26 protein-coding genes are annotated in these 18,311 nt (G+C 66.9%); 21 read left to right on the top strand and 5 right to left on the bottom strand.

Translation table 11 applies throughout. The annotated features are described in order from the left end of the window. The first annotated feature begins 2 nt into the window (after positions 1 to 2). The gene (locus ACQ66H_RS10665) at positions 3 to 335 is read left to right on the top strand and encodes a Na+/H+ antiporter subunit G (protein ID WP_430434008.1); all 333 of its coding nucleotides are present in this window, start codon (positions 3 to 5) and stop codon (positions 333 to 335) included. A gap of 536 nt (positions 336 to 871) precedes the next feature. Here ACQ66H_RS10665 and ACQ66H_RS10660 read toward each other — a convergent pair. The 3 genes from ACQ66H_RS10660 to ACQ66H_RS10650 all read right to left on the bottom strand — a co-directional run bounded on the left by ACQ66H_RS10660 (position 872) and on the right by ACQ66H_RS10650 (position 4,865). Then, positions 872 to 2,473 carry a peptide chain release factor 3 gene (locus ACQ66H_RS10660; protein WP_430434007.1) on the bottom strand — a complete coding sequence of 534 codons (1,602 nt, stop codon included), beginning with the start codon at positions 2,471 to 2,473 and terminating at the stop codon, positions 872 to 874. Positions 2,474 to 2,535: 62 nt separating this feature from the next. Beyond that, complete coding sequence (locus ACQ66H_RS10655; protein WP_430434006.1) at positions 2,536 to 3,708, bottom strand: DUF2863 family protein; 1,173 nt, start codon at positions 3,706 to 3,708, stop codon at positions 2,536 to 2,538. Positions 3,709 to 3,767: 59 nt separating this feature from the next. Next, positions 3,768 to 4,865: a substrate-binding domain-containing protein gene (locus tag ACQ66H_RS10650; protein WP_430434005.1), complete on the bottom strand. Its 1,098-nt coding sequence runs from the start codon at positions 4,863 to 4,865 to the stop codon at positions 3,768 to 3,770. A gap of 163 nt (positions 4,866 to 5,028) precedes the next feature. Between ACQ66H_RS10650 and ACQ66H_RS10645 the strand changes: the two genes are divergently transcribed. Genes ACQ66H_RS10645 through ACQ66H_RS10625 form a run of 5 tightly spaced genes read left to right on the top strand, consistent with a single transcriptional unit; the run spans position 5,029 to position 8,575 of the window. Further along, entirely contained in the window at positions 5,029 to 5,565 is a 537-nt protein-coding gene (locus tag ACQ66H_RS10645) for a hypothetical protein (protein ID WP_430434004.1), read from the top strand. Next, complete coding sequence (locus tag ACQ66H_RS10640) at positions 5,562 to 6,266, top strand: ABC transporter permease (RefSeq protein ID WP_430434003.1); 705 nt, start codon at positions 5,562 to 5,564, stop codon at positions 6,264 to 6,266. The genes ACQ66H_RS10645 and ACQ66H_RS10640 overlap by 4 nt, the downstream gene beginning before the upstream one ends. Next, positions 6,259 to 6,966, top strand: a complete 708-nt coding sequence (locus tag ACQ66H_RS10635) for an energy-coupling factor ABC transporter ATP-binding protein (protein ID WP_430434002.1) — start codon at positions 6,259 to 6,261, stop codon at positions 6,964 to 6,966. The genes ACQ66H_RS10640 and ACQ66H_RS10635 overlap by 8 nt, the downstream gene beginning before the upstream one ends. Continuing rightward, entirely contained in the window at positions 6,957 to 7,787 is an 831-nt protein-coding gene (locus ACQ66H_RS10630) for an extracellular solute-binding protein (protein ID WP_430434001.1), read from the top strand. Before ACQ66H_RS10635 ends, ACQ66H_RS10630 begins: the two co-directional genes overlap by 10 nt. A 2-nt stretch (positions 7,788 to 7,789) precedes the next feature. Beyond that, entirely contained in the window at positions 7,790 to 8,575 is a 786-nt protein-coding gene (locus ACQ66H_RS10625) for a molybdate ABC transporter substrate-binding protein (RefSeq protein WP_430434000.1), read from the top strand. Positions 8,576 to 8,578: 3 nt separating this feature from the next. Here ACQ66H_RS10625 and hyi read toward each other — a convergent pair whose 3' ends face one another. Continuing rightward, positions 8,579 to 9,349 carry a hydroxypyruvate isomerase gene (gene hyi / locus ACQ66H_RS10620; protein WP_430433999.1) on the bottom strand — a complete coding sequence of 257 codons (771 nt, stop codon included), beginning with the start codon at positions 9,347 to 9,349 and terminating at the stop codon, positions 8,579 to 8,581. 109 nt (positions 9,350 to 9,458) lie between these two features. On the opposite strand from hyi, the gene ACQ66H_RS10615 reads away from it, so the two are divergent. Both ACQ66H_RS10615 and ACQ66H_RS10610 read left to right on the top strand, forming a co-directional pair. Next, complete coding sequence (locus tag ACQ66H_RS10615) at positions 9,459 to 10,217, top strand: 2OG-Fe dioxygenase family protein (RefSeq protein ID WP_296811407.1); 759 nt, start codon at positions 9,459 to 9,461, stop codon at positions 10,215 to 10,217. A gap of 2 nt (positions 10,218 to 10,219) precedes the next feature. Further along, complete coding sequence (locus tag ACQ66H_RS10610; protein ID WP_430433998.1) at positions 10,220 to 10,591, top strand: YidH family protein; 372 nt, start codon at positions 10,220 to 10,222, stop codon at positions 10,589 to 10,591. Here the strand turns inward: ACQ66H_RS10610 and ACQ66H_RS10605 are convergent. After that, positions 10,578 to 11,078 (bottom strand): DUF3693 domain-containing protein, encoded by a 501-nt coding sequence (locus ACQ66H_RS10605; RefSeq protein WP_430433997.1) that lies wholly within the window; start codon positions 11,076 to 11,078, stop codon positions 10,578 to 10,580. The genes ACQ66H_RS10610 and ACQ66H_RS10605 overlap by 14 nt on opposite strands. A gap of 204 nt (positions 11,079 to 11,282) precedes the next feature. On the opposite strand from ACQ66H_RS10605, the gene ACQ66H_RS10600 reads away from it, so the two are divergent. The 13 genes from ACQ66H_RS10600 (at position 11,283) to ACQ66H_RS10540 (ending at position 18,308) form a co-directional block, all read left to right on the top strand. Beyond that, on the top strand, positions 11,283 to 11,510 hold the full coding sequence (locus ACQ66H_RS10600; RefSeq protein ID WP_430433996.1) for a hypothetical protein: 228 nt from the start codon (positions 11,283 to 11,285) through the stop codon (positions 11,508 to 11,510). Next, on the top strand, positions 11,507 to 11,848 hold the full coding sequence (locus tag ACQ66H_RS10595) for a hypothetical protein (protein ID WP_430433995.1): 342 nt from the start codon (positions 11,507 to 11,509) through the stop codon (positions 11,846 to 11,848). Before ACQ66H_RS10600 ends, ACQ66H_RS10595 begins: the two co-directional genes overlap by 4 nt. Next, positions 11,845 to 13,740, top strand: coding sequence for a replication endonuclease (locus ACQ66H_RS10590; RefSeq protein WP_430433994.1), 1,896 nt, complete (start codon positions 11,845 to 11,847; stop codon positions 13,738 to 13,740). Before ACQ66H_RS10595 ends, ACQ66H_RS10590 begins: the two co-directional genes overlap by 4 nt. A gap of 1 nt (position 13,741) precedes the next feature. After that, positions 13,742 to 14,062, top strand: a complete 321-nt coding sequence (locus tag ACQ66H_RS10585; protein WP_430433993.1) for a hypothetical protein — start codon at positions 13,742 to 13,744, stop codon at positions 14,060 to 14,062. 305 nt (positions 14,063 to 14,367) lie between these two features. Beyond that, the gene (locus tag ACQ66H_RS10580; protein ID WP_430433992.1) at positions 14,368 to 14,883 is read left to right on the top strand and encodes a hypothetical protein; all 516 of its coding nucleotides are present in this window, start codon (positions 14,368 to 14,370) and stop codon (positions 14,881 to 14,883) included. Next, positions 14,880 to 15,494, top strand: coding sequence for a hypothetical protein (locus tag ACQ66H_RS10575; RefSeq protein WP_430433991.1), 615 nt, complete (start codon positions 14,880 to 14,882; stop codon positions 15,492 to 15,494). The genes ACQ66H_RS10580 and ACQ66H_RS10575 overlap by 4 nt, the downstream gene beginning before the upstream one ends. A 118-nt stretch (positions 15,495 to 15,612) precedes the next feature. Next, positions 15,613 to 15,765 (top strand): hypothetical protein, encoded by a 153-nt coding sequence (locus ACQ66H_RS10570; protein ID WP_430433990.1) that lies wholly within the window; start codon positions 15,613 to 15,615, stop codon positions 15,763 to 15,765. 34 nt (positions 15,766 to 15,799) lie between these two features. Next, entirely contained in the window at positions 15,800 to 16,630 is an 831-nt protein-coding gene (locus tag ACQ66H_RS10565) for a major capsid protein P2 (protein WP_430433989.1), read from the top strand. An 11-nt stretch (positions 16,631 to 16,641) separates the two neighbouring features. After that, positions 16,642 to 16,908, top strand: a complete 267-nt coding sequence (locus tag ACQ66H_RS10560) for a hypothetical protein (protein ID WP_430433988.1) — start codon at positions 16,642 to 16,644, stop codon at positions 16,906 to 16,908. Next, entirely contained in the window at positions 16,908 to 17,030 is a 123-nt protein-coding gene (locus tag ACQ66H_RS10555; RefSeq protein ID WP_430433987.1) for a hypothetical protein, read from the top strand. The genes ACQ66H_RS10560 and ACQ66H_RS10555 overlap by 1 nt, the downstream gene beginning before the upstream one ends. Then, the gene (locus ACQ66H_RS10550; RefSeq protein WP_430433986.1) at positions 17,027 to 17,263 is read left to right on the top strand and encodes a hypothetical protein; all 237 of its coding nucleotides are present in this window, start codon (positions 17,027 to 17,029) and stop codon (positions 17,261 to 17,263) included. Before ACQ66H_RS10555 ends, ACQ66H_RS10550 begins: the two co-directional genes overlap by 4 nt. A 71-nt stretch (positions 17,264 to 17,334) precedes the next feature. Continuing rightward, complete coding sequence (locus ACQ66H_RS10545) at positions 17,335 to 17,742, top strand: hypothetical protein (protein WP_430433985.1); 408 nt, start codon at positions 17,335 to 17,337, stop codon at positions 17,740 to 17,742. Next, positions 17,739 to 18,308, top strand: a complete 570-nt coding sequence (locus ACQ66H_RS10540) for a hypothetical protein (protein WP_430433984.1) — start codon at positions 17,739 to 17,741, stop codon at positions 18,306 to 18,308. The genes ACQ66H_RS10545 and ACQ66H_RS10540 overlap by 4 nt, the downstream gene beginning before the upstream one ends. Positions 18,309 to 18,311: the final 3 nt, after the last annotated feature.

Raw genomic sequence — 18,311 nt, 5'->3', positions numbered from 1 at the left:
GGATGGACACGCTGAACCCGGTGGTCGAAATCATCGTCGTCGCCATGCTGCTGATCGGCGCCTTCTTCGCGCTGGTCGGCGCTATCGGCATGCTGCGTTTCAAGGACATCTTCCAGCGCCTGCATGCACCGACCAAGGCCACCACGCTGGGCGTCGGCGGCGTGCTGATCGCCAGCATGATCTACAGCGCCGCCAACGGCCGCTTCGGCATCCACGAACTGCTGATCACGCTGTTCCTGTTCATCACCGCGCCGGTGTCGGCCAATCTGATGGCCAAGGCGGCGCTGCATCTGAAGCTGCCGTCGAAGGCGGGGCATCCGCAGAAGAAGGACTGAGCGTCGGAGCTGGGTTTTTGTGGGCGGAGGGGTCTTCTGACCCCGACAGCGGCCGGTATCGAAGCTTGCGGCGTGCATCGGCCCTGTCGCGGCCAAGGCCGCTCCCACAAGGACCGGCGCCCGACTCGCGGCCGGAGCTTGGGCCGGGGTTCTGTGGGAGGGGTCTTCTGACCCCGACAGCAGCCTGAATCGAAGCCTGCGGACTGCATCGGCCCTGTCGCGGCCAAGGCCGCTCCCACAAGGACCGGCGCCCGACTCGCGGCCGGAGCTTGGGCCGGGGTTCTGTGGGAGGGGTCTTCTGACCCCGACAGCAGCCTGAATCGAAGCCTGCGGACTGCATCGGCCCTGTCGCGGCCAAGGCCGCTCCCACAAGGACGGGCGCCCGACTCGCGGCCGGAGCCTGGGCCGGGATTCTGTGGGAGGGGTCTTCTGACCCCGACAGAAGCCTGGATCGAAGCCTGCGGACTGCATTGGCCGCGTCGCGGCCAAGGCCGCTCCCACAACGAGCACTCCCGATCGGCCGCTGAAGCGGTATCTCAGTGGCTGGCGAACATCAGCCCCGCATGTTCACGCATGGCGTGGAACTTGATCTTTTCCCACTTCTCTTCGGCCACCTTGAGTTCGGCACGCATGGTGGCAAGGAAGGCGGGGGCGTTCACCGCGTCGTAGGCGATGCGGTGGGCGTTGGCGTCGATGAAGCGCTTCAGTTCGCGCTCGTCGTCGCAGGTGACCCAGCGCGCCATCGTGTAACGGGTGCCTTCGAGGCGGGCGTCGCAGCCGTATTCGGTCTTCAGGCGGTGGATGACCACCTCGAACTGAAGCTGGCCGACCGCGCCCAGCAGCAGCGTGCCGCCGGCCAGCGGGCGGAACACCTGGATGGCGCCTTCTTCACCCAGTTGCTCAAGACCTGCGCGCAACTGTTTGGTTTTCAATGGATCCTTCACTTCAACACCTTGGAACAGTTCCGGTGCGAAGAAGGGCAGGCCGGTGAATTGCAGCGTTTCGCCCTCGGTCAGTGTGTCGCCCAGCTGCAGCGTGCCGTGGTTGGGGATGCCGATGATGTCGCCGGCGTAGGCCTCTTCCAGCAGTTCGCGGCGCTGCGACAGGAAGGCGACCACGTTGTTCGGACGGATGTCCTTGCCGTTACGGCTCACCTTCATGCGCATGCCGCGCTCGAAGTGGCCGGAGCAGACGCGCAGGAAGGCCACGCGGTCGCGGTGCGACGGGTCCATGTTCGCCTGGATCTTGAACACGACGCCAGTGAACTTCTCTTCGGTCGGCTCGACCCGGCGCTGTATCGCGGGGCGGCCGCCCGGTGGCGGCGCGAGGTCGACCAGGGCGTCCAGCACTTCCTTGACGCCGAAGTTGTTGATCGCCGAGCCGAAGAACACCGGCGTCTGCCGGCCGGCCAGGAATTCCGCTTCGTCGAAGGGCGGGGCGGCTTCGCGCACAAGGTCGATCTCGGCGTGCGCGGTGTCGAACTGCATCGGGTAGCGGCCAGCGATTTCCGGGTTGTCGAGGCCGAGCAGCACTTCCTCGTCGCCGGAAATGCGGTCCTCACCGGCGCGGAACACGCGCATGCGGTCTTCGCGCAGTTCATAGACGCCGGCGAAATCCTTGCCCATGCCCAGCGGCCACGTGAACGGCGCGACGTCCATGCCCAGCGTGCGTTCGAGCTCGTCGATCAGGTCGAGCGGCGCGCGCACTTCGCGGTCCATCTTGTTGATGAAGGTGATGATGGGCGTGTTGCGCGCGCGGCAGACTTCGAGCAGGCGCAGCGTCTGCGCTTCGACACCGTTGGCGGCGTCGATCACCATCAGCGCGGCATCGACCGCGGTCAGCACGCGGTAGGTGTCTTCCGAGAAGTCCTTGTGGCCCGGCGTATCCAGCAGGTTCACGACGCAGTCGCGGTACTCCATCTGCATGACCGAGCTGGCGACCGAAATGCCGCGCTGCTTCTCGATCTCCATCCAGTCGGAGGTGGCGTGACGGGCGGCCTTGCGCGCCTTGACGCTGCCGGCGATCTGGATCGCGCCCGCGAACAGCAGCAGCTTTTCGGTCAGCGTGGTCTTGCCCGCGTCAGGGTGGGAAATGATGGCAAAGGTGCGCCGGCGGGCGACTTCTTTTTCAAGCGACATGAGCGTTCTTCAGCAAATGAAAACGGCCGCGCGAGGCGCGGCCGCGGAAACAGGATGACGTGTCAGTGCAGGTGAGCGGGCGGCTGGTCCGACGATTCGGGCAGTTCGGCATGCACCGGCTGGCCGTCGGGGTCCGGATACATCGGCGCGCCGCAGTCGTCGCAGTACTCCATCGGCATCCGGTGGTCGAGCACCAGTGTGTCGGTCAGGCCGCATTCGCGCAGCACGCCTTCGATCTCGCCGACGGTGTCGGTTTCCTCATCCTCGGCACCGAGCAGCGCCCACACGACGCCGTGCACGACGTCGCTGGAGTCGGTGGTGGTGAAGGCGACGCGGTATTCCTCGAGCTGCTTGTCGTAGAAGGGCGCAATGATGGCGCGCAGGCCGGTTGCCGGCACCGCCAGCGTCTGTTCGAGGAAGGCGACCGAGGCGCGCAGCGAGTAGGCGCGCGACGCGCGGTCGGCTTCACGGCAGGCCGAATGGTAGGCGTTGGGCGGCAGCAGTTCGAAGGCACAGCCCTGCATCAGCGTGCCGATGACGGCACCGCCCTGGGCCTGCCATTGCTTCACCACGTGTTCGCGCTGGCCGTCGTCCTCCTGCCAGCGGAACAGCGCCTGACCGCGCGGCACGATGGCGATGCCGATCAGGTAGCGGGTGTCGGACAGGAAGGTGGTGGTCTGCGCCATCGCCTCCGCTTCGAGCTTCAGATCATTTCCCGCGAGCACGGCTTCACCGAGGTCGTCGGCCAGATCGCGCGTTTCGACGTAGCCGCGTGGCAACTGGTCCGGGCTGAACAGATAGTCGGCCAGCGCAACCTTGGTGTGGGCGCCGAAGGCGTGGGCACACAGCTGAACCTTGAGGCTGGCCAGCAGCGGAGCGGCGATCGGCCCGGCCGGGATCGAGAAGCGCGACCAGGCAAGCAGGGGGGCTGCGAACACGACGGCGTCCCAGTCCTTGTTGGCGTCGCCCGGCAGACCGCATTCGCTGCCGGCTTCGATGAAATCGGCCAGTTCGTCATAGGCCGGTGCGTCCTCGCGCCACAGGTGGTCGAGCGCGGCGTTCAGCGCGTCTTCGTTGCGGTCGGCCAGCAGCCGGCTCACCTGTTCGGTCAGCCGCACTTCCCAGTAGCGGTCTTCGATGCGGCTGGCGGACAGCGCCAGGCCGGTGGCCAGCCGGGTGAGCAGGGCGGCGTCCTGGGTGAGGCCGCCGCGGCGGGCGAATCGGGTGCGTTTCATGTAAGGGTCCGGTAACTGAGGCGCGATTCTACCAAGGGCCGGCGCAGGCGCCGCGGATATCAGCCGCCGAACAGCAGGCGTTCGACGCCGGCGGCGTCGTACTCGATCCCGGCCTCGGCCAGCGAATAGCCACGGAGCCCGTCGGCGCGCGCGCGCCAGTCCGGCTGCTGCAACAGGGCCGATAGCGACTGCACGGTGTCGCGCGAGGCCGGCGCGTCGCGCATCGCCAGGAAGTACATCTCCTCGAACAGCGGGATGAAGTCCAGCCCCAGGCGATGGGCGAAGGCTTCCAGCCCGAGGCCGGCGTCGGCTTCGTCGCTGGCGATCAGCGCCGCCACCGCGGCGTGCGTGTGCTCTTCGTCGCCCTCGTTCAGCGCGCGCGTATCCAGCCCGGCGCGGCGCGCCAGCAGGTCGAACGCGAGCCGTGTGCCGGCACCCGGCTGGCGATGCACGAAACGCAGGTCGGTGCGCGACAGGTCGGCCAGGCCGCTCACCTTCTTCGGATTGCCGCGCGCCAGGATGAGGCCTTGCCGACGGCGGGCGAAACCGATCAGGCGCAGCCGCGGCAGGCCGTGCTGTGCGCGGTAGAGCGCCCAGATGTCGCGCCCCAGCTCGCCAACCGGGCAATGGAAACCGGCGATTTCGCAACGGCGGGCGGCCAGCGCGAGCAGCGATTCAAGACTGCCGTGCGTGCTCAGCGTGACCGCCGCGGCGTCGGACCGCTCGCTGCGCAGCTGGCGGATGAGGTCGTTCAGCAGCGGTTCGTGACTGGCGGCGAAACGCAGTGCCGCGCCGCCGTGTTCGGCCGGCTGCAGCGACAGCGCGCGCATCGGCTGGCTGGCGCCGTCGAGCGCGCGCGCCAACGACTGCCGGGCACCGCGATCGATCTCCAGCAACTGGCGAGCGAAGGCTTCCAGCGTCGAACCATGCGCGCGCGCGGTGGCGATCAAGGGCTGGCCGAACCAGGCCTGCCAGGCGTTGATCAGCCCCCAGGCGTTGCGGTACGACAGACCGGTTGCGCGGGCCGCGCCGGCGATCGAACCGCTGACTTCGATGGCGGCCAGCAGTGCCAGCAGCCGGTCGATCCCGAGCGGAGCGTCGGGACCGAAATCCCACTCGACACGCAGGCTCGGACTGCTTTGTGCAAATTCGGACATATAGGACACACGGCATCAGTGCGATAGCTTCCCGCATCTTATGTGTTTTCCGATGCCGATTGATGTCATTCCCTGTCGCGACGCCCTTTCGTTGCGTCGCAGCGCGTCCGCCAGGAGCTGCGCAGACATCCGTGCCGGACGAGGCCGTTTCGTGACGAATAGGATGTCCACTTCCGGACCGCGCCAGTTCTGCCGCCTGTACGTCGCCGCCCTGTGTTCGCTGACGGCGCTCGCCGCCGCAGCGCAAGACGAAGCCTGCACCGAGGCGCCGCGCGTCGTAGCCGAACTGAGATCGGCGTGGACCGTGGCAGGCCCGTCGGTCGAGGCGGCGCGCAATGCAACGTCGGCGCCGGTGATCACGCACGCCCGACGCGTGACTGTGCGCCTGCAGCCGGAAGGCGAGGTGGCGCTGCGGGCGCCCGGACGGCGCACCGCCGGCCGCGCCGGCATCGTCGATTTCACCGTACCGTCGGCCGGCACCTTCCGCGTCATGAGCAGCGAGCGGGCCTGGATCGAGGTGCTGTCGGCGGACGGACTGCCGCTGCCTGTTTACATGCGCCCGCTGCGCTGTCTGCGCGGCGAGGGCGTGCAGAAGGAACTGATGTACCGGCTCGATGCCGGCCAGCGCTACACGCTGGAAATGAGCGCCGTGGCCGCACCGGGGCTGGATCTGCTGATCATCGCGGAGCCGGCGCCATGAGCACGATGAGCGAAAGCTTCGCCACCGCCGGCAGTCTGATCGTCGCCGCCGACGCCAATCTGCTGCACATCGTCGCGCTGAGCCTGCAGGTGAGCCTGACCGCCGTCTTCCTCGCCGCCTGTCTGGGCCTGCCGATCGGCGCCGCGGTGGCGGTCGGGCGATTTCCGGGCCGCAAGCCGCTGACCGTCATCCTGAACGGCATGATGGGCCTGCCGCCGGTGGTGATTGGCCTGCTGGTCTATCTGCTGCTGTCGCGCGCCGGCCCGCTCGGCTCCCTCGGCCTGCTGTTTACGCCGACCGCGATGGTGATTGCACAGGTGGTGCTGATCACGCCCATCATCGCCGCGCTGTCGCGGCAGATCGTCGCCGACGCGTGGCGCGACTACGAGGAGCAGCTGCGTTCGCTCGGCGCCTCGACGCCGCGCGCCGCGCTGACGCTGCTGGTCGATACGCGCTTCTCGCTATCGACGGCGGTGCTGGCCGGTCTCGGCCGCGCGGTCGCGGAGGTGGGGGCGGTCATGATCGTCGGTGGCAACATCGACGGCGTCACCCGCGTCATGACCACCAGCATCGCGCTCGAAACCAGCAAGGGCGACCTGCCGCTGGCGCTGGCGCTGGGCTTCATCCTCATTTCCATCGTGCTGATACTGAATGCGCTGGCGCACGCGGTACGCGAATGGGCGGTGCGGCGCCATGGCTGACGTACTGCTCACGCTGGAGGCGCTGCGCTACGAGGCGGGCGACCGCGCGCTCATCCGCGACGTGTCGCTGAGCATCGAAGCAGGGCGGCGCACGCTGATACTCGGCCCCAACGGCGCGGGAAAGAGCGTGCTGATGCGCCTGATGCACGGCCTGATCGAACCGACCGCCGGCCGCATCCTGTGGAACGGCGGCAGCGGCACGCCGGTGCAGGCCATGGTGTTCCAGCGCCCGGTCATGCTCCGCCGTAGCGTGCTCGACAACGTGACTTACGCGCTCTACCTGGCCGGTGTGCCGGCGGCCGAGCGTCGCACGCGCGCGCTCGACGTGCTGGAGCGCGTCGGTCTTTCGGCGCTGGCCGACCGCCCGGCGCGTGTGCTGTCCGGCGGGGAGCAGCAACGGGTGGCGCTGGCCCGCGCCTGGGCGCTGCGCCCGCGCGTGCTCTTCCTCGACGAGCCCACCGCCAGTCTCGACCCGGGCGCCGCAGCGGAAGTCGAGCGGCTGATCCGCGTCATCGCCGACGACGGCTGTTCCATCGTCATGGTCACCCATCACCTCGGCCAGGCCCGTCGCCTGGCCGACGACATCGTTTTCGTCAACTCCGGCCGCATCACCGAACACACGCCAGTGGCCGATTTCTTTGCCGCACCGCGCTCGGCCGAAGCCGGGCATTACCTCAGAGGAGAGCTTTCATGGACCTGATCCGCCGTTCATTCATCGCCACCGCCGCAGCGGTCGCGATCACGCTGGCCACGCCCTTCGCCCACGCTGCCGATCGCTTCATCACCGTGTCGTCAACTACCTCGACCGAACAGTCGGGTCTGTTCAAACACCTGCTGCCCATCTTCCAGGCGAAGACCGGCATCGAAGTGCGCGTCGTCGCGCTCGGCACCGGACAGGCGCTGGACATGGCGCGCCGCGGCGACGCCGACGTGGTGTTCGTGCACGACAAGGCGGCGGAAGAGAAATTCATCGCCGAAGGCTACGGCGTGAAGCGGCAGGAGGTCATGTACAACGACTTCATCCTGGTCGGCCCGAAGTCGGATCCGGCCAAGGTGGCGGGCGGCAAGGACATCACCGAAGCGCTGAAGGCCATCCAGGCCGCACAGGCCCCCTTCGTGTCGCGTGGCGACAAGAGCGGCACGCACGCCGCCGAGCTGCGTCTGTGGAAAGCGGCCGGCGTCGATCTCGACGCGGTCAAGGGCGCCTGGTACCGCGACACCGGCTCCGGCATGGGCCCGGCGCTGAACACCGCGGCGTCGATGAACGCCTACATCCTGGCCGACCGCGGCACCTGGCTGTCGTTCAAGAACCGCGCCGACCTGACCATCTCGGTCGAGGGCGACAAGCGCCTGTTCAACCAGTACGGCGTCATCCTGGTCAATCCGGACAAGCACCCGCACGTGAAGAAGGCGGACGGTCAGGCCTTCATCGACTGGGTGGTGTCGGCCGAAGGCCAGAAGGCGATCGCCGACTACAAGATCGACGGCCAGCAGCTGTTCTTCCCGAACGCGGCCAAGTGACCATGCGTGCGCTCATCGTGGCGGCCTGCACTTCGCTGCTGGCCGGCGTGGCGCAGGCCGACGGTGCGTCGGTGCATGCCGCCGGCAGCCTGAAGTCGGTGTTCACCCAGCTCGGCAAGATGTATGCGGAGCAGGGCGGGCCGGCGCCCCGCTTCGAGTTCGGGCCGAGCGGCGTACTGCGCGAGAAGATCGCGGCCGGTGCCAGGGCCGACGTGTTCGCGTCGGCCAACATGACGCACCCGCAGACTTTCGTCGATGCCGGCAAGGCAGCCAGGGTCGAACGCTTCGCGCGTAACGAACTGTGCCTGCTGGTGCGGCCGGGCCTGACGGTCACTCCGGAGAGCGCGCTCGACGCCATGCTCGATCGCGATCTGAAGCTCGGTGTATCGACGCCGAAGGCCGACCCGGCAGGCGACTACGCGGTGCAGATGTTCCAGCGCGCCGACGCACTCCGACCGGGCATCGGCCGGGCGCTGGCCGCGCGCGGCAGGCAGCTCACTGGTGCCGCCGATTCGGCGAAGCCGCCAGCGGGGCGCAACGTCTACGCCTGGGTGGTGGACGACGGTCAGGCCGACCTGTTCGTCACCTACTGCACCAACACGCGGCTGGCACGGCGCGAAGTACCGGCACTGCAGGAGGTGGCGCTTCCGCCGGCGCTGGCGGTCGGTGCCGACTACGGACTGGTCGTGCTGTCTGCGCCCGGCAGCGAGGGGGAGCGTTTCGCCCGCTTCCTGCAGTCGGACCCCGCACGCAAGGTGCTGGCGGCCGACGGTTTCTCGCTGCCCTGACCGTCAGCGCGGCATCCAGCCCAGGCCCGCAGCGGTGTCGCCGGCCGGGGTGTATTCCGCGCTGACCCAGCCGGTGTAGCCGATGCGGTCCAGCCAGTCGAACAGGAAGGGGTAGTTGATCTCGCCGCTGCCCGGTTCGTGCCGGCCCGGGTTGTCGGCGATCTGCACGTGGCCGATGCGCGGCAGTTCGCGCTGCAGCGTGCGGGCGAGGTCACCTTCCATGATCTGCATGTGATAGATGTCGTACTGCAGCTTCACGTTGGCTTCGCCGACGCGTTCGATCAGCGCCAGCGTGTCGGCCGAGCGGTTCAGCAGGAAGCCCGGCATGTCGCGGTCGTTGATCGGCTCGACCAGCAGTTCGATGTTTTCCCGCGCCAGCGCGCGCGCCGCGAAGCGCAGATTACGCTCCATCACCGCCAGCAGCTCGCCGCGTTCGGCGCCAATCGGTGCGATGCCGGCCAGGCAGTTGATGCGCCGGCAACCGAGTGCGCGGGCGTAGTCGATGGCGCGGCCAACGCCCTCCTCGAATTCGGCGACGCGGTCGGGCAGGCAGGCGATGCCGCGCTCGCCGGCGGCCCAGTTGCCAGGCGGCAGATTGAACAGCACCTGCTCAAGCCCGTTGCGGCGCACTTCCTCGGCCAGTAAGGCAGCCGGTTCGGCGTACGGGAAATGGCATTCGACGCCGTGAAAACCGGCGCGGGCGGCAGCGGCCCAGCGCTCGGTGAAGGGGTGTTCGGTGAACAGCAGTGACAGGTTGGCGCAGAAGCGGGGCATGTGACGGGATCTCCGGCGGGGCACCGATTCTAAATCGGGTCGGCGCGTGCGTTGCCGGGGGCAGGGGAGTATCGTCCCTGCTTTCGCGGTTTTCGTCGTTCTGTCACAGATGTCCCCCTCCCTGAATACCGGCACTTTTGCCCGCGCGCTCGCCGAGAATGTCGCGGCCCACGATTTCTGCTTCCTGCCGTCAGCACAGGTACGCGACGCGCTGTCCAGCCTGCGTTCCGGCTGGCGTGCCGATTGGGACGTGTTCGCCGCCAGCTGGGGCGATCTGGAAACGGATACCTATATGGCGGACGGCGGCCGCTACCGTCGTCGCCGTTACGCGGTGCTCAGTGCGCCGGCCGACGGATTGCGCATCCAGTTCGAGCCGCACCAGCCGCATTACCAGAGCCTGGACTACAACACGCTGAATGGCGGAGTCGAGCGCCACTTCGAGCCGGTACGGCCGCAGGTGCTCGGCGGCTCGACCATGCAGACGGTGGCGCAGTTCGGGCTGGCGGTGTTCCAGCGCCTGCATCCGGGCCACGACGCGCACATCGAGGTACATCAGTTCCGCATCGAAGCGCGCGCTGACGGCGAGGGCAAGCCGACGCCCGAGGGCGTGCATCGCGATGGCGTCGATTTCGTGCTGGTCATGATGGTACGGCGGGAGAACGTCGAAAGCGGCACCACGGAAATCTTCTCGCCCGAAGGCAAGCGTCTGGACAGTTTTACGCTGACGGCGCCCTGCGACGCGGCGCTGGTGAATGACCAGCGGGCGCTGCACGGTGTGACGCCCATCCATCCGCTCGATCCGTCGAAGCCGGCCTGGCGCGACGTGCTGGTCGTGACCTACCGCCGGCGTCCGCCGGCGCAAGGCTGAGCATGTCGGACCTGAACGATCCGCGCGTTTTCTTCGCCGCCGAACGCACGCTGCTCGCGTGGTCGCGCACCGCGCTTGCGCTGATGGCCTTCGGTTTCGCCATCGAACGCTTCGCACTGTTCGTCGCGATGCTGGGAAATCAGAAGACGCTCAACGGTGCGCCGCACGGCTTGTCTTTCTGGATAGGCGTCGCGCTGATCGCACTGGGCTCGATTTCAGTGACGCTGGCGGTCGTGCAGTACCGGCGCGTGCTGGCGACCCTGAAGCCGGTGGAAATTCCTGACGGCTACATGAGCGGGCTCGCGTCGTGGACTTCGCTCGCGGTCGCGGCGATCGGTGTTGCGCTGATCGCACATCTGTTCACTTCAGCCTGAATTTCCGGTTTTTTCGCGGAAACAGGTGGCAGGTGAGGCGTTTCTGATCAATGCGTTGAGAGGTTCTTCTTTTATATTGATGTAAGTTCTGAAAACAGTAAGACGTAGCAGATTGCAACGCATCAATGCGCGTTGATTGCTGCGACGCATCAGCCGGGGCCGGTGCAATGCCGGCCAGAACAACGAGGGCGACCGCTGCGGCGTGTCCGCCCCATTGACGGCACAGTTCGGCCCATGTCGCGCGTTGGTCGTCGGTGTGCGCCCGCTCGGCCTCGATCTGCGCCATGTAGCGCACCACGTCGGCGGCGCTGAGTTCGAGCGCGGCGGCTACCTGTAGCAGTCCGCGGTTGTCCAGCTGGCTGCGGCCGTGGCGGTACTTGCTCAATACCTGCGGCGTCCATCCCATGTTCTTGGCGATCCGGTAATCGGTCGCGCCGCCTTGTCGCGCCCGTAGGGCTTCGATTAGCTGCTGTGTGGTGTTCTGCATGGTCCGCGCTCCGGTTCGTGCCGTGGCGGGACTATACGCCAGCGGAAACGGCCGTTGAAGATGAACGGGGGTTGACTATGTGCCGGCCGTTGAATACTGTGCGCCCCATGCCGGCGCCAGCAACGCGCCCGCCCTAACGCTCCGGGGATTCGAACGGGCGCGGCGCCGGCACTTCCGACGGGGCGATTCTTGGGAGTGGCGAACATGGAATATCGCGCGAAGTTCATGTGCGGGAATTGGGTTGCGAACGGGTTTGGGAAGACAGACCAGCAGGCGGTCGAGGCGGGGATTCTGGATAGCGTGACGCTTCGTGAGCGGTGCCGCACGAAACCGGATCAGGTGGCATTGGTAGTGACGCAGGAATATGCCGATGGAGAAAGTTTGATTAGGTTTGTCGGCACTTATCTGCAATGGATTATCCATACGTCATGAGTGCGCGCGATCTGCTGGAAGTGCCGGCCGTGCCGCGCCCGCCTCGCACGCCGAAGCGAAAGGCGCGGGAATACCTCGCCGAATGCTTCGCGGCACTGCGCGCGACCGATGATCGCTTCGCCGGCTGGTGGGATGAGGCGACACCGGGCCGCGACCGCGAAAGGCGCCTGCTGTGCGTGCTGGCCGGTGTGCATGCCGGCTATGCGGCCGGCGAGTGGTCGCGGTTGAAAGAGCTTGACCGCGTGGCGATCAAGCGCGCGGCCGTCGAAATGCACGCGCAGTTGCAGCGGCTGATGGACTGGCTGCCGGAGCGCAAGCGCGCGAGGGTTGCCGCGTGATCCTTCGCGGTTTCGGCGGTGTCGAGTTGCGGCCGGGAACGCCGGCCTATGACCGGGCTTGGACGGCGGCGCAGGTCGAGCGGGCGCCGGATGAGTGGCGCAGCCGGCTGCGGCGGGCTCACGCTGCGCGATTGGGCGACGGCAGCAGCGCGGCGGCAGTGTTCGAGGCGAATAGCTGGTTGCGGACGGTGGCGGAGCCGTTCGGCGGCGCGCTGCTGCCGCTGCATGCGACCGATGACGACGTGAGGGCGGCTGCCGATCGGCTGGCGGATGAGTGCCGGCGCACCGTGGCCGGGCTGGCGAAGGATGAGAACGACGCCTACGCCATCGCGGCGCGCTTCTGTGAGTCGAGGGGCATCAAGGCGCCAGAAGTGCCGGACGGTGACCGTCCGGGGCCGCAGGTGCAGCGCATGGCGTGCGCGCAGTGGTGGCGGCGCCGGCTGCGTGCGCACCACGGCCGGACTATCGAGGCGCACGCATGGCGCCTAGGCATCGTGCATGGCCGGAAAGAAGCGGCGCACACGCCGGCCGGCGAGCGGTACGTCTCGGACGCGAACGCGCAGCGGAGGGCGGAGCAGCGCGAGCGCAACGCGCGCACGCTGGCGGCGGTCGAGGTGACGAATCAGCACGGCCAATCGTTCAGCCTCGCCGATCTGGCGGAGCGCACCACGGCGAACCCGGCCATCAGGCGCGGAGAACTGATGACGCGCATTGCAGGTTTCGAGGCCGTGGCGCGCGAGTGCGGGCATTCGGCGGAGTTCTGGACGGCGACGGCGCCAAGCCGGTTTCACGCGATGGGTGGCCGGAATCCGCGGTATGAAGGCGCGACGGCGCGCGACGCGCAGCAGTGGCTGTGCCGGGCGTGGGCGCGGTTCCGGGCGTGGGCAGGGCGGCAGGGCGTGCGGTTCTATGGAGTGCGGGTGGCGGAGCCGCATCAAGACGGCTGCCCACATTGGCACCTGCTGCTGTTCATGCCGGGCGAGTTCGTCAAGGGCGCGCGTGAGCGGTTCTTTCAGTACTGGACGCAGCCGGAAAAGGGGCAGGCGCTGACAGCGGGCGAGCAGGCTGATCGGGAAAACCATGCGGTCAAGTTCGAAGCCGTCGTCATGGATGACGTGCGCAGCGCTGCGGGCTACGTCTCAAAGTACATCGCCAAGAACATTGACGGCTACAGCGTCCAGACCGATCTGTACGGCCATGACGCCGTAACAGGATCGCGGCGGATTGAAGCGTGGGCGGCGACGTGGGGAATCCGTCAGTTCCAGCAGATCGGCGGGGCGCCGGTCGGGGTCTGGCGCGAGCTGCGCCGGATGCACGACGACGGCGAATGCACACCGACGATTACCGCTGCTCGGGCTGCGGCGGACGTGTCGGGCGCGAAGGCGTCGGACGGGTGGGCGGATTACACGCGCATCCAAGGTGGGCCGACTGTGAAACGCGCCGATCTGCGCGTCACGGTCGCGCGCACCGAAGACGGCGAGGGGTGGGACGCGGTGCAGCGGCTGCAAGTGCCTGCGCCGCTCACTCGATACGGCGAGGTTGCAGCCGGGCGCACTTGGGGAGTGCGCGACTGCGCGCGCGGTGTGTCGGTCGCAACGCGGCTTTTCGCGTGGGAAGTTCGGCGCCGATCCGGTACGGGAACGGGAACGGGGGCCGGGCGGGGTTCGGCAAGGTCGGCGAAGCCGGCCGCGCAGCCTCGGACCCGTGTCAATAACTGTACGCGCGGCGTCCGCGAGGTGAGCGGGCCGGCCATCAAGCCGGAAGCCGATCCGGGGTTGCAGTTGCTGGAAGGGGCCGAACTGGCGGCATGGATGAAGCGCCGGGACGTTCGGCCGGAGTTCCGGGAGTGGTGGACAGGGGGCGGCGGTGCGGCAAGCGTGGCGCCTGCCTGATGTGCAATGGACGGTCGGGCGCGATCCGCGCCCGCCTGGGTCGAGTTTCGCGGACGGGCGGCGCCTGTACCGCATCAACGCGCGGCCGGTACGGGTCGCGCTCACTGTGAAGGGGTTGGGCATGCGAATGGCGGAAGTGGCGGCGGGCGAGGTGCAGGCGCTGCGCACGAAATGGGCGGCGGCGCCGGTACATGTGCGAGGCATGGCGGGTGCATATGTTGAGCCGATTGTTTCGGCGCTCGATGCGATGGCGGCGGCGGTGCGGGCGCAGGACGCCGTGATTCTGGAACTGCAACGGAAGGTGGCGAGCTATGGCGCGTGACGTGCTGGCGACGTGCGACTGTCCGGAGTGCGGCGCGGGCGGTGCGGAAGTGAAGCGGACGCGGGCCGGGCTGCTGTATCGCTGGTGTCCGGAGTGCCTTGCGCAGTACTTCCCGCGCAATCAGGCGTCATCGGATCGGCTGGCGGTGCGAGTCGGCCTCAGTACGGGAACGGGAACGGAGCCGGAGCCGGCCGCGAAGCCGGCGCCGGAGCCGGTACAGGAACGGAAGCCGGCACCGACTGCGCCGGCCGCGATACCGACCGCGAAAAAGTCGGGAACGTGGATTGACGCACTCGGGGGTTGATATGGAACAGGTACGGGAACAGGAACAGGCGATCAGCGCGGAACAAGCGGCCGATCTGGCGGCGCTGCAAGCGGTGGCGGCGGAGCAGGGCGCGGCAGCGCAGCCGGGGGCCGCTGCGCAGGTGCAGGAACAGGCCGGGCCTGATCTGGCCGGAGAACTGGCGGCGGTGGCCGGCATCGCGCTGGCGGTGCTGTCGGTGCCGTATCCGTCACTCGCGCCGATCTGGACGGAACAGGCGGTGCAGGGCGTGGCGAAGGCGGCGGCGGCGGTGTGCGAGAAACACGGTTGGCTGTCGGGCGGGTTCATGGCCGGATACGGTCCGGAAATGGCCTTGCTGGCGACTGCGGGGCCGCTGGTGGTGGCGAGCTATGGCGCGGTGAAGGCGGACACGGCCGCGCGCCGTGCGCAGCCGGAGAAACAGCCGGAAGCGCTGCCGCCTGTCGCCGGTCCGGTACAGGTGCCGGACGTGCCGCAGCCGGAGCGGCTGACGGTGCATGTCGGGACGGTGCAGGCATGAAAACCGATGACGGCCGGCTTGTGGTGATCGCTGGCGCGTCGCGCTCGGGCAAGACTGCATACACGAAAAAGCGAACAGCAACAGAAAGTAGGTTGATCGCATGGGATCCTGAGGATCAGTGGGCGCAGTTGCGAGGATGGCGGAGGGTGACGACGCGGGCGCAGTTGCTGGACGCGGTGCAGGGGCGAGGGCCGATGCGGGTTGCATATGTGGCAGGGGGTTCGCTGGCGCCGGAGTTCGATTTTTGGGCGGGCTGCGTCATGTACGCAGGGCGGTATGTCGGGCCGGTAGCGTGCATAGCAGAAGAGTTGGCGGACGTGACGACGACAGCGAAGGCGCCGGGCAACTGGGGCGTGCTCGTGCGGCGAGGGCTGAAGCGCGGAATCAGTATCTACGCGATCAGCCAGCGATGGAGCGAAGCGGACAAGACGGCTGTGGGGAACGCTTCCGAGTTCGTCATCTTCCGCCAGTCCAGCGGCGACGACGTGCGATACCTCGCCAGAAAAACCGGCGTGGATGAGGCGGCAATCGCGGCGCTTCAGCCTCTTCAGTTCGTCCGGCGCGACGCATACACAGGAAATACCGACCCGGTGCAGAAACTGCGGTTTTAGTCAATACGCGGGAACGGGAACAGGTACAGGAACGGCCCATTGTGGGCCGTTCTTGCATTTGGGATTCTGACGGTGCGCGGCCGTGGGGGCCGCTTTCATCAACCTGAAAGGGTCCAAAGTGGATCAAGCACAACTCACCAAGCTCGCCATCGCTGGCGCCATCCTGTTCGCCGGTTACAAGTGGGGTAACGCGATGGTCAAGGGCGCGGCCATCAGCCTCGCCGCTGTCGCCGTCGGCCGCAACATCCCCTATGTCAAGGACGTGATCTAAGCCGGCTGGCTTGGATCATGAAAAGGGGATAACGATGTCTCTCGCAAAGCTCATCAATCGCGGCCTTCCGTTCTCGAACGTGGTGGCGACCGGAACCGCAACGGCGAACATCACGCCGGGCCGTACGCTCGATTCCTTCGTCCTGAAGCTGGGCGGCACGGCCTTCACGAAGGCCATGTTGTCCATGCTGCGCGTCAAGGCGAACGGAAAGATGGTCATCGAAGCCAGCGGCACGGAAATCGACAAGATCAACAGCTACCGCGGGGTGACCGCCGATGCTGCGTACCTGCCGATTCCGTTCTATGACGAAAAGATGTTGTCAGAATTCGACCGCGCCGTTTCGGCCTTCGATACCTCGGTCGGCGTCGCCAACATCACCATCGAAGCCCAGATTGCCGGCGCGACCGCTCCGACGCTCGATCACATTCTGACGCTGTCAGGCGCTCAGAAAGCGCGCGACGGCGGTTCGGCGCCCTATGCGCCGTTCCTCGGCAAGATTCTGCGCTACCCGTTCAGCATCGCGACGGGCGGCAAGCTGCCGGTAACGGTGCCGTTCGGTCCGCAGTCGGGCGCCATCATCAAGCGCGTGCATGTGTTCCACGGCGGCAACATGACCGGCGCGACCGTGAAGCAGGACGGCATGGTGCTGCACGAATCGCTGCGCCTGGAAAATGAGTTCGAGCAGAAGCGCAACGGACGCGTGCCGCAAGCGAACATGTACACCATCGACTTCGTAGCAGATGGCAACGTCGCCAAGGCGCTCGACACGCGCGACGCTCGTTCGTTGGAGTGGCTGTTTGACTTCAGCGGGGCCGACAACGGTTCCATCCTCGTGGAATACCTCGACCCGCTGGGCAACCTGTAAAGGGGCGTGTCATGGGTGACAACGGAACCTTCGATACGTGGGCAGATACCGCGCGCGATCTGTTCGGGCAAGCGCTGAACATTTACGGCACGGTTGAGCTTGCGAAGGCGCAGCGCGACGCGACGCGGCAGCAGGTCTATGACCAGCAGACCGGCATGTATTACTTGCCGGGACAGCGTTACACCACGGCGCCGGCCGTTCAGCAGGCCGGCATGTCGCAGGGCACCGTGTTGCTGATCGGAGTCGCCGTCGTCGCGCTCGTGCTGCTGGTGAAGTGATGGCGACCGCACAGGAAAACGCCGGGGCGGGTGCTCCGGCGTCGTGCGGCTGCATGGGTCGTAGCGTGCTGCTGATCGGCGGCGCGCTGCTGGTGCTGTATCTGATGCGGGGGCGCCTGTGAGTTGGTTTGAACTGGGGGCGGCTGCGCTGAATGTCGCCGGAAAGGTGGGCGCGGCGGGCGCGGCAAATCCGGCACAGTCGGCGCCGAACACGTCGGGCGGGATGTTCGATTCATCGGGCTGGACGGTCACGACGGGCGGCGGAAACGCGGCGGGCGATCTGTCGCGCTATCTGCCGTGGTTGGTGGTGGCGGTAGTGGCCGTGGCGTGGATCAAGAGCGGGGGGCGCAAGTAATGGGGCTGCTGTCTAGCTCGAAGTCGTCTTCGTCCGCGTGGTCGAACACGGAGTTGACCGATAAGCGCGTAGTGGCGGACAACGAAAGCGCGGTCAACAGCTATGACCGTTCGAAGGTCGCCGGGGGTGGTGGTCTGGTGCTCGATGTGTCGGGTTCGTATGCCTACAAGGGCACGAACATCAACAACACGGACGTCAGCATCACTAGCACGGACTACGGTGCAATCGACGCAGCAATGCAGTTCGCCGGCAAAACCGTGGATGCGGTGGCCGGGCAGGGATTTGCGGCGCTGCTCGATCTGGCGGACGGTCTTTTTGAGCGAACAAGCGCGGCGCAGGCGTCGGCAATGGGTGCAGTGTCGGCGGCATACGCACAGGCGGACGCTGACAAGCAAGGCGCTATCGACAATCGAACGTTGCTCATCCTCGCCGCAGTTGCTGCGGTCGTGGTGGTGGGCGTGTGGGGTAAGTGGAAATGAACGTCGAAGCGATTCAGGCGGGCGCGACCGTCAAGTTCAATATTCCGGGCCGGAATTTCCGGCTCATCGAAACGACCGGGCCGGTCAATGTCACGTTCTACCGGCGCGGCGCGGAGATTGCCGAATCGGTACAGGTCGAAGCCGGCTATTCCGAGAAGTGGGAACAGGACAGCGAAGGGTTTGAGCAGGTCGAGTTCTACAGCGCGACGGCTCAGACCATCAAGTTCGCCGTGCGCATGGAGTCGTCGGTGTCGTATGACAGGGCGGTTGGCAATGTGGCGGTCACGAATACCGGCGGCACTTTCAACAACACGGCAAAGACGGTGACGAATGCGTCGGGCGGCTTCCTGTCGGCAAACACGCTGCGGCGCTATCTGCTGATTCAGAACAAGAGTGCGTCCGGGAACATATGGGTGTGCTTCGGCAATGGTCCGGCGACGACGGCAAACGGGGTGAAGATTCCTCCGGGTGGGTCGTATGAAATGCAAGGGTTCGCGCCGACAAACAACATACAGGCAATCGGGGATATAGCTTCTAACCCGGAAGTGCTGGTTGTCGAGGGTTGATGA

This window comes from Methyloversatilis sp., assembly GCF_965284615.1.
GTDB lineage: Bacteria > Pseudomonadota > Gammaproteobacteria > Burkholderiales > Rhodocyclaceae > Methyloversatilis.
The sequence above is the reverse complement of the archived record's forward strand: the minus strand, read 5'-3'. Positions and strand labels throughout refer to the sequence as shown.

Coding starts and splice junctions, on each gene's coding strand:
- ACQ66H_RS10665 (WP_430434008.1), top strand. CDS start 3: ATGGACACGCTGAACCCGGTGGTCGAAATCATCGTCGTCGCCATGCTG.
- ACQ66H_RS10660 (WP_430434007.1), bottom strand. CDS start 2,473: ATGTCGCTTGAAAAAGAAGTCGCCCGCCGGCGCACCTTTGCCATCATT.
- ACQ66H_RS10655 (WP_430434006.1), bottom strand. CDS start 3,708: ATGAAACGCACCCGATTCGCCCGCCGCGGCGGCCTCACCCAGGACGCC.
- ACQ66H_RS10650 (WP_430434005.1), bottom strand. CDS start 4,865: ATGTCCGAATTTGCACAAAGCAGTCCGAGCCTGCGTGTCGAGTGGGAT.
- ACQ66H_RS10645 (WP_430434004.1), top strand. CDS start 5,029: ATGTCCACTTCCGGACCGCGCCAGTTCTGCCGCCTGTACGTCGCCGCC.
- ACQ66H_RS10640 (WP_430434003.1), top strand. CDS start 5,562: ATGAGCACGATGAGCGAAAGCTTCGCCACCGCCGGCAGTCTGATCGTC.
- ACQ66H_RS10635 (WP_430434002.1), top strand. CDS start 6,259: ATGGCTGACGTACTGCTCACGCTGGAGGCGCTGCGCTACGAGGCGGGC.
- ACQ66H_RS10630 (WP_430434001.1), top strand. CDS start 6,957: ATGGACCTGATCCGCCGTTCATTCATCGCCACCGCCGCAGCGGTCGCG.
- ACQ66H_RS10625 (WP_430434000.1), top strand. CDS start 7,790: ATGCGTGCGCTCATCGTGGCGGCCTGCACTTCGCTGCTGGCCGGCGTG.
- hyi (WP_430433999.1), bottom strand. CDS start 9,349: ATGCCCCGCTTCTGCGCCAACCTGTCACTGCTGTTCACCGAACACCCC.
- ACQ66H_RS10615 (WP_296811407.1), top strand. CDS start 9,459: ATGTCCCCCTCCCTGAATACCGGCACTTTTGCCCGCGCGCTCGCCGAG.
- ACQ66H_RS10610 (WP_430433998.1), top strand. CDS start 10,220: ATGTCGGACCTGAACGATCCGCGCGTTTTCTTCGCCGCCGAACGCACG.
- ACQ66H_RS10605 (WP_430433997.1), bottom strand. CDS start 11,078: ATGCAGAACACCACACAGCAGCTAATCGAAGCCCTACGGGCGCGACAA.
- ACQ66H_RS10600 (WP_430433996.1), top strand. CDS start 11,283: ATGGAATATCGCGCGAAGTTCATGTGCGGGAATTGGGTTGCGAACGGG.
- ACQ66H_RS10595 (WP_430433995.1), top strand. CDS start 11,507: ATGAGTGCGCGCGATCTGCTGGAAGTGCCGGCCGTGCCGCGCCCGCCT.
- ACQ66H_RS10580 (WP_430433992.1), top strand. CDS start 14,368: ATGGAACAGGTACGGGAACAGGAACAGGCGATCAGCGCGGAACAAGCG.
- ACQ66H_RS10575 (WP_430433991.1), top strand. CDS start 14,880: ATGAAAACCGATGACGGCCGGCTTGTGGTGATCGCTGGCGCGTCGCGC.
- ACQ66H_RS10565 (WP_430433989.1), top strand. CDS start 15,800: ATGTCTCTCGCAAAGCTCATCAATCGCGGCCTTCCGTTCTCGAACGTG.
- ACQ66H_RS10560 (WP_430433988.1), top strand. CDS start 16,642: ATGGGTGACAACGGAACCTTCGATACGTGGGCAGATACCGCGCGCGAT.
- ACQ66H_RS10555 (WP_430433987.1), top strand. CDS start 16,908: ATGGCGACCGCACAGGAAAACGCCGGGGCGGGTGCTCCGGCGTCGTGC.
- ACQ66H_RS10540 (WP_430433984.1), top strand. CDS start 17,739: ATGAACGTCGAAGCGATTCAGGCGGGCGCGACCGTCAAGTTCAATATT.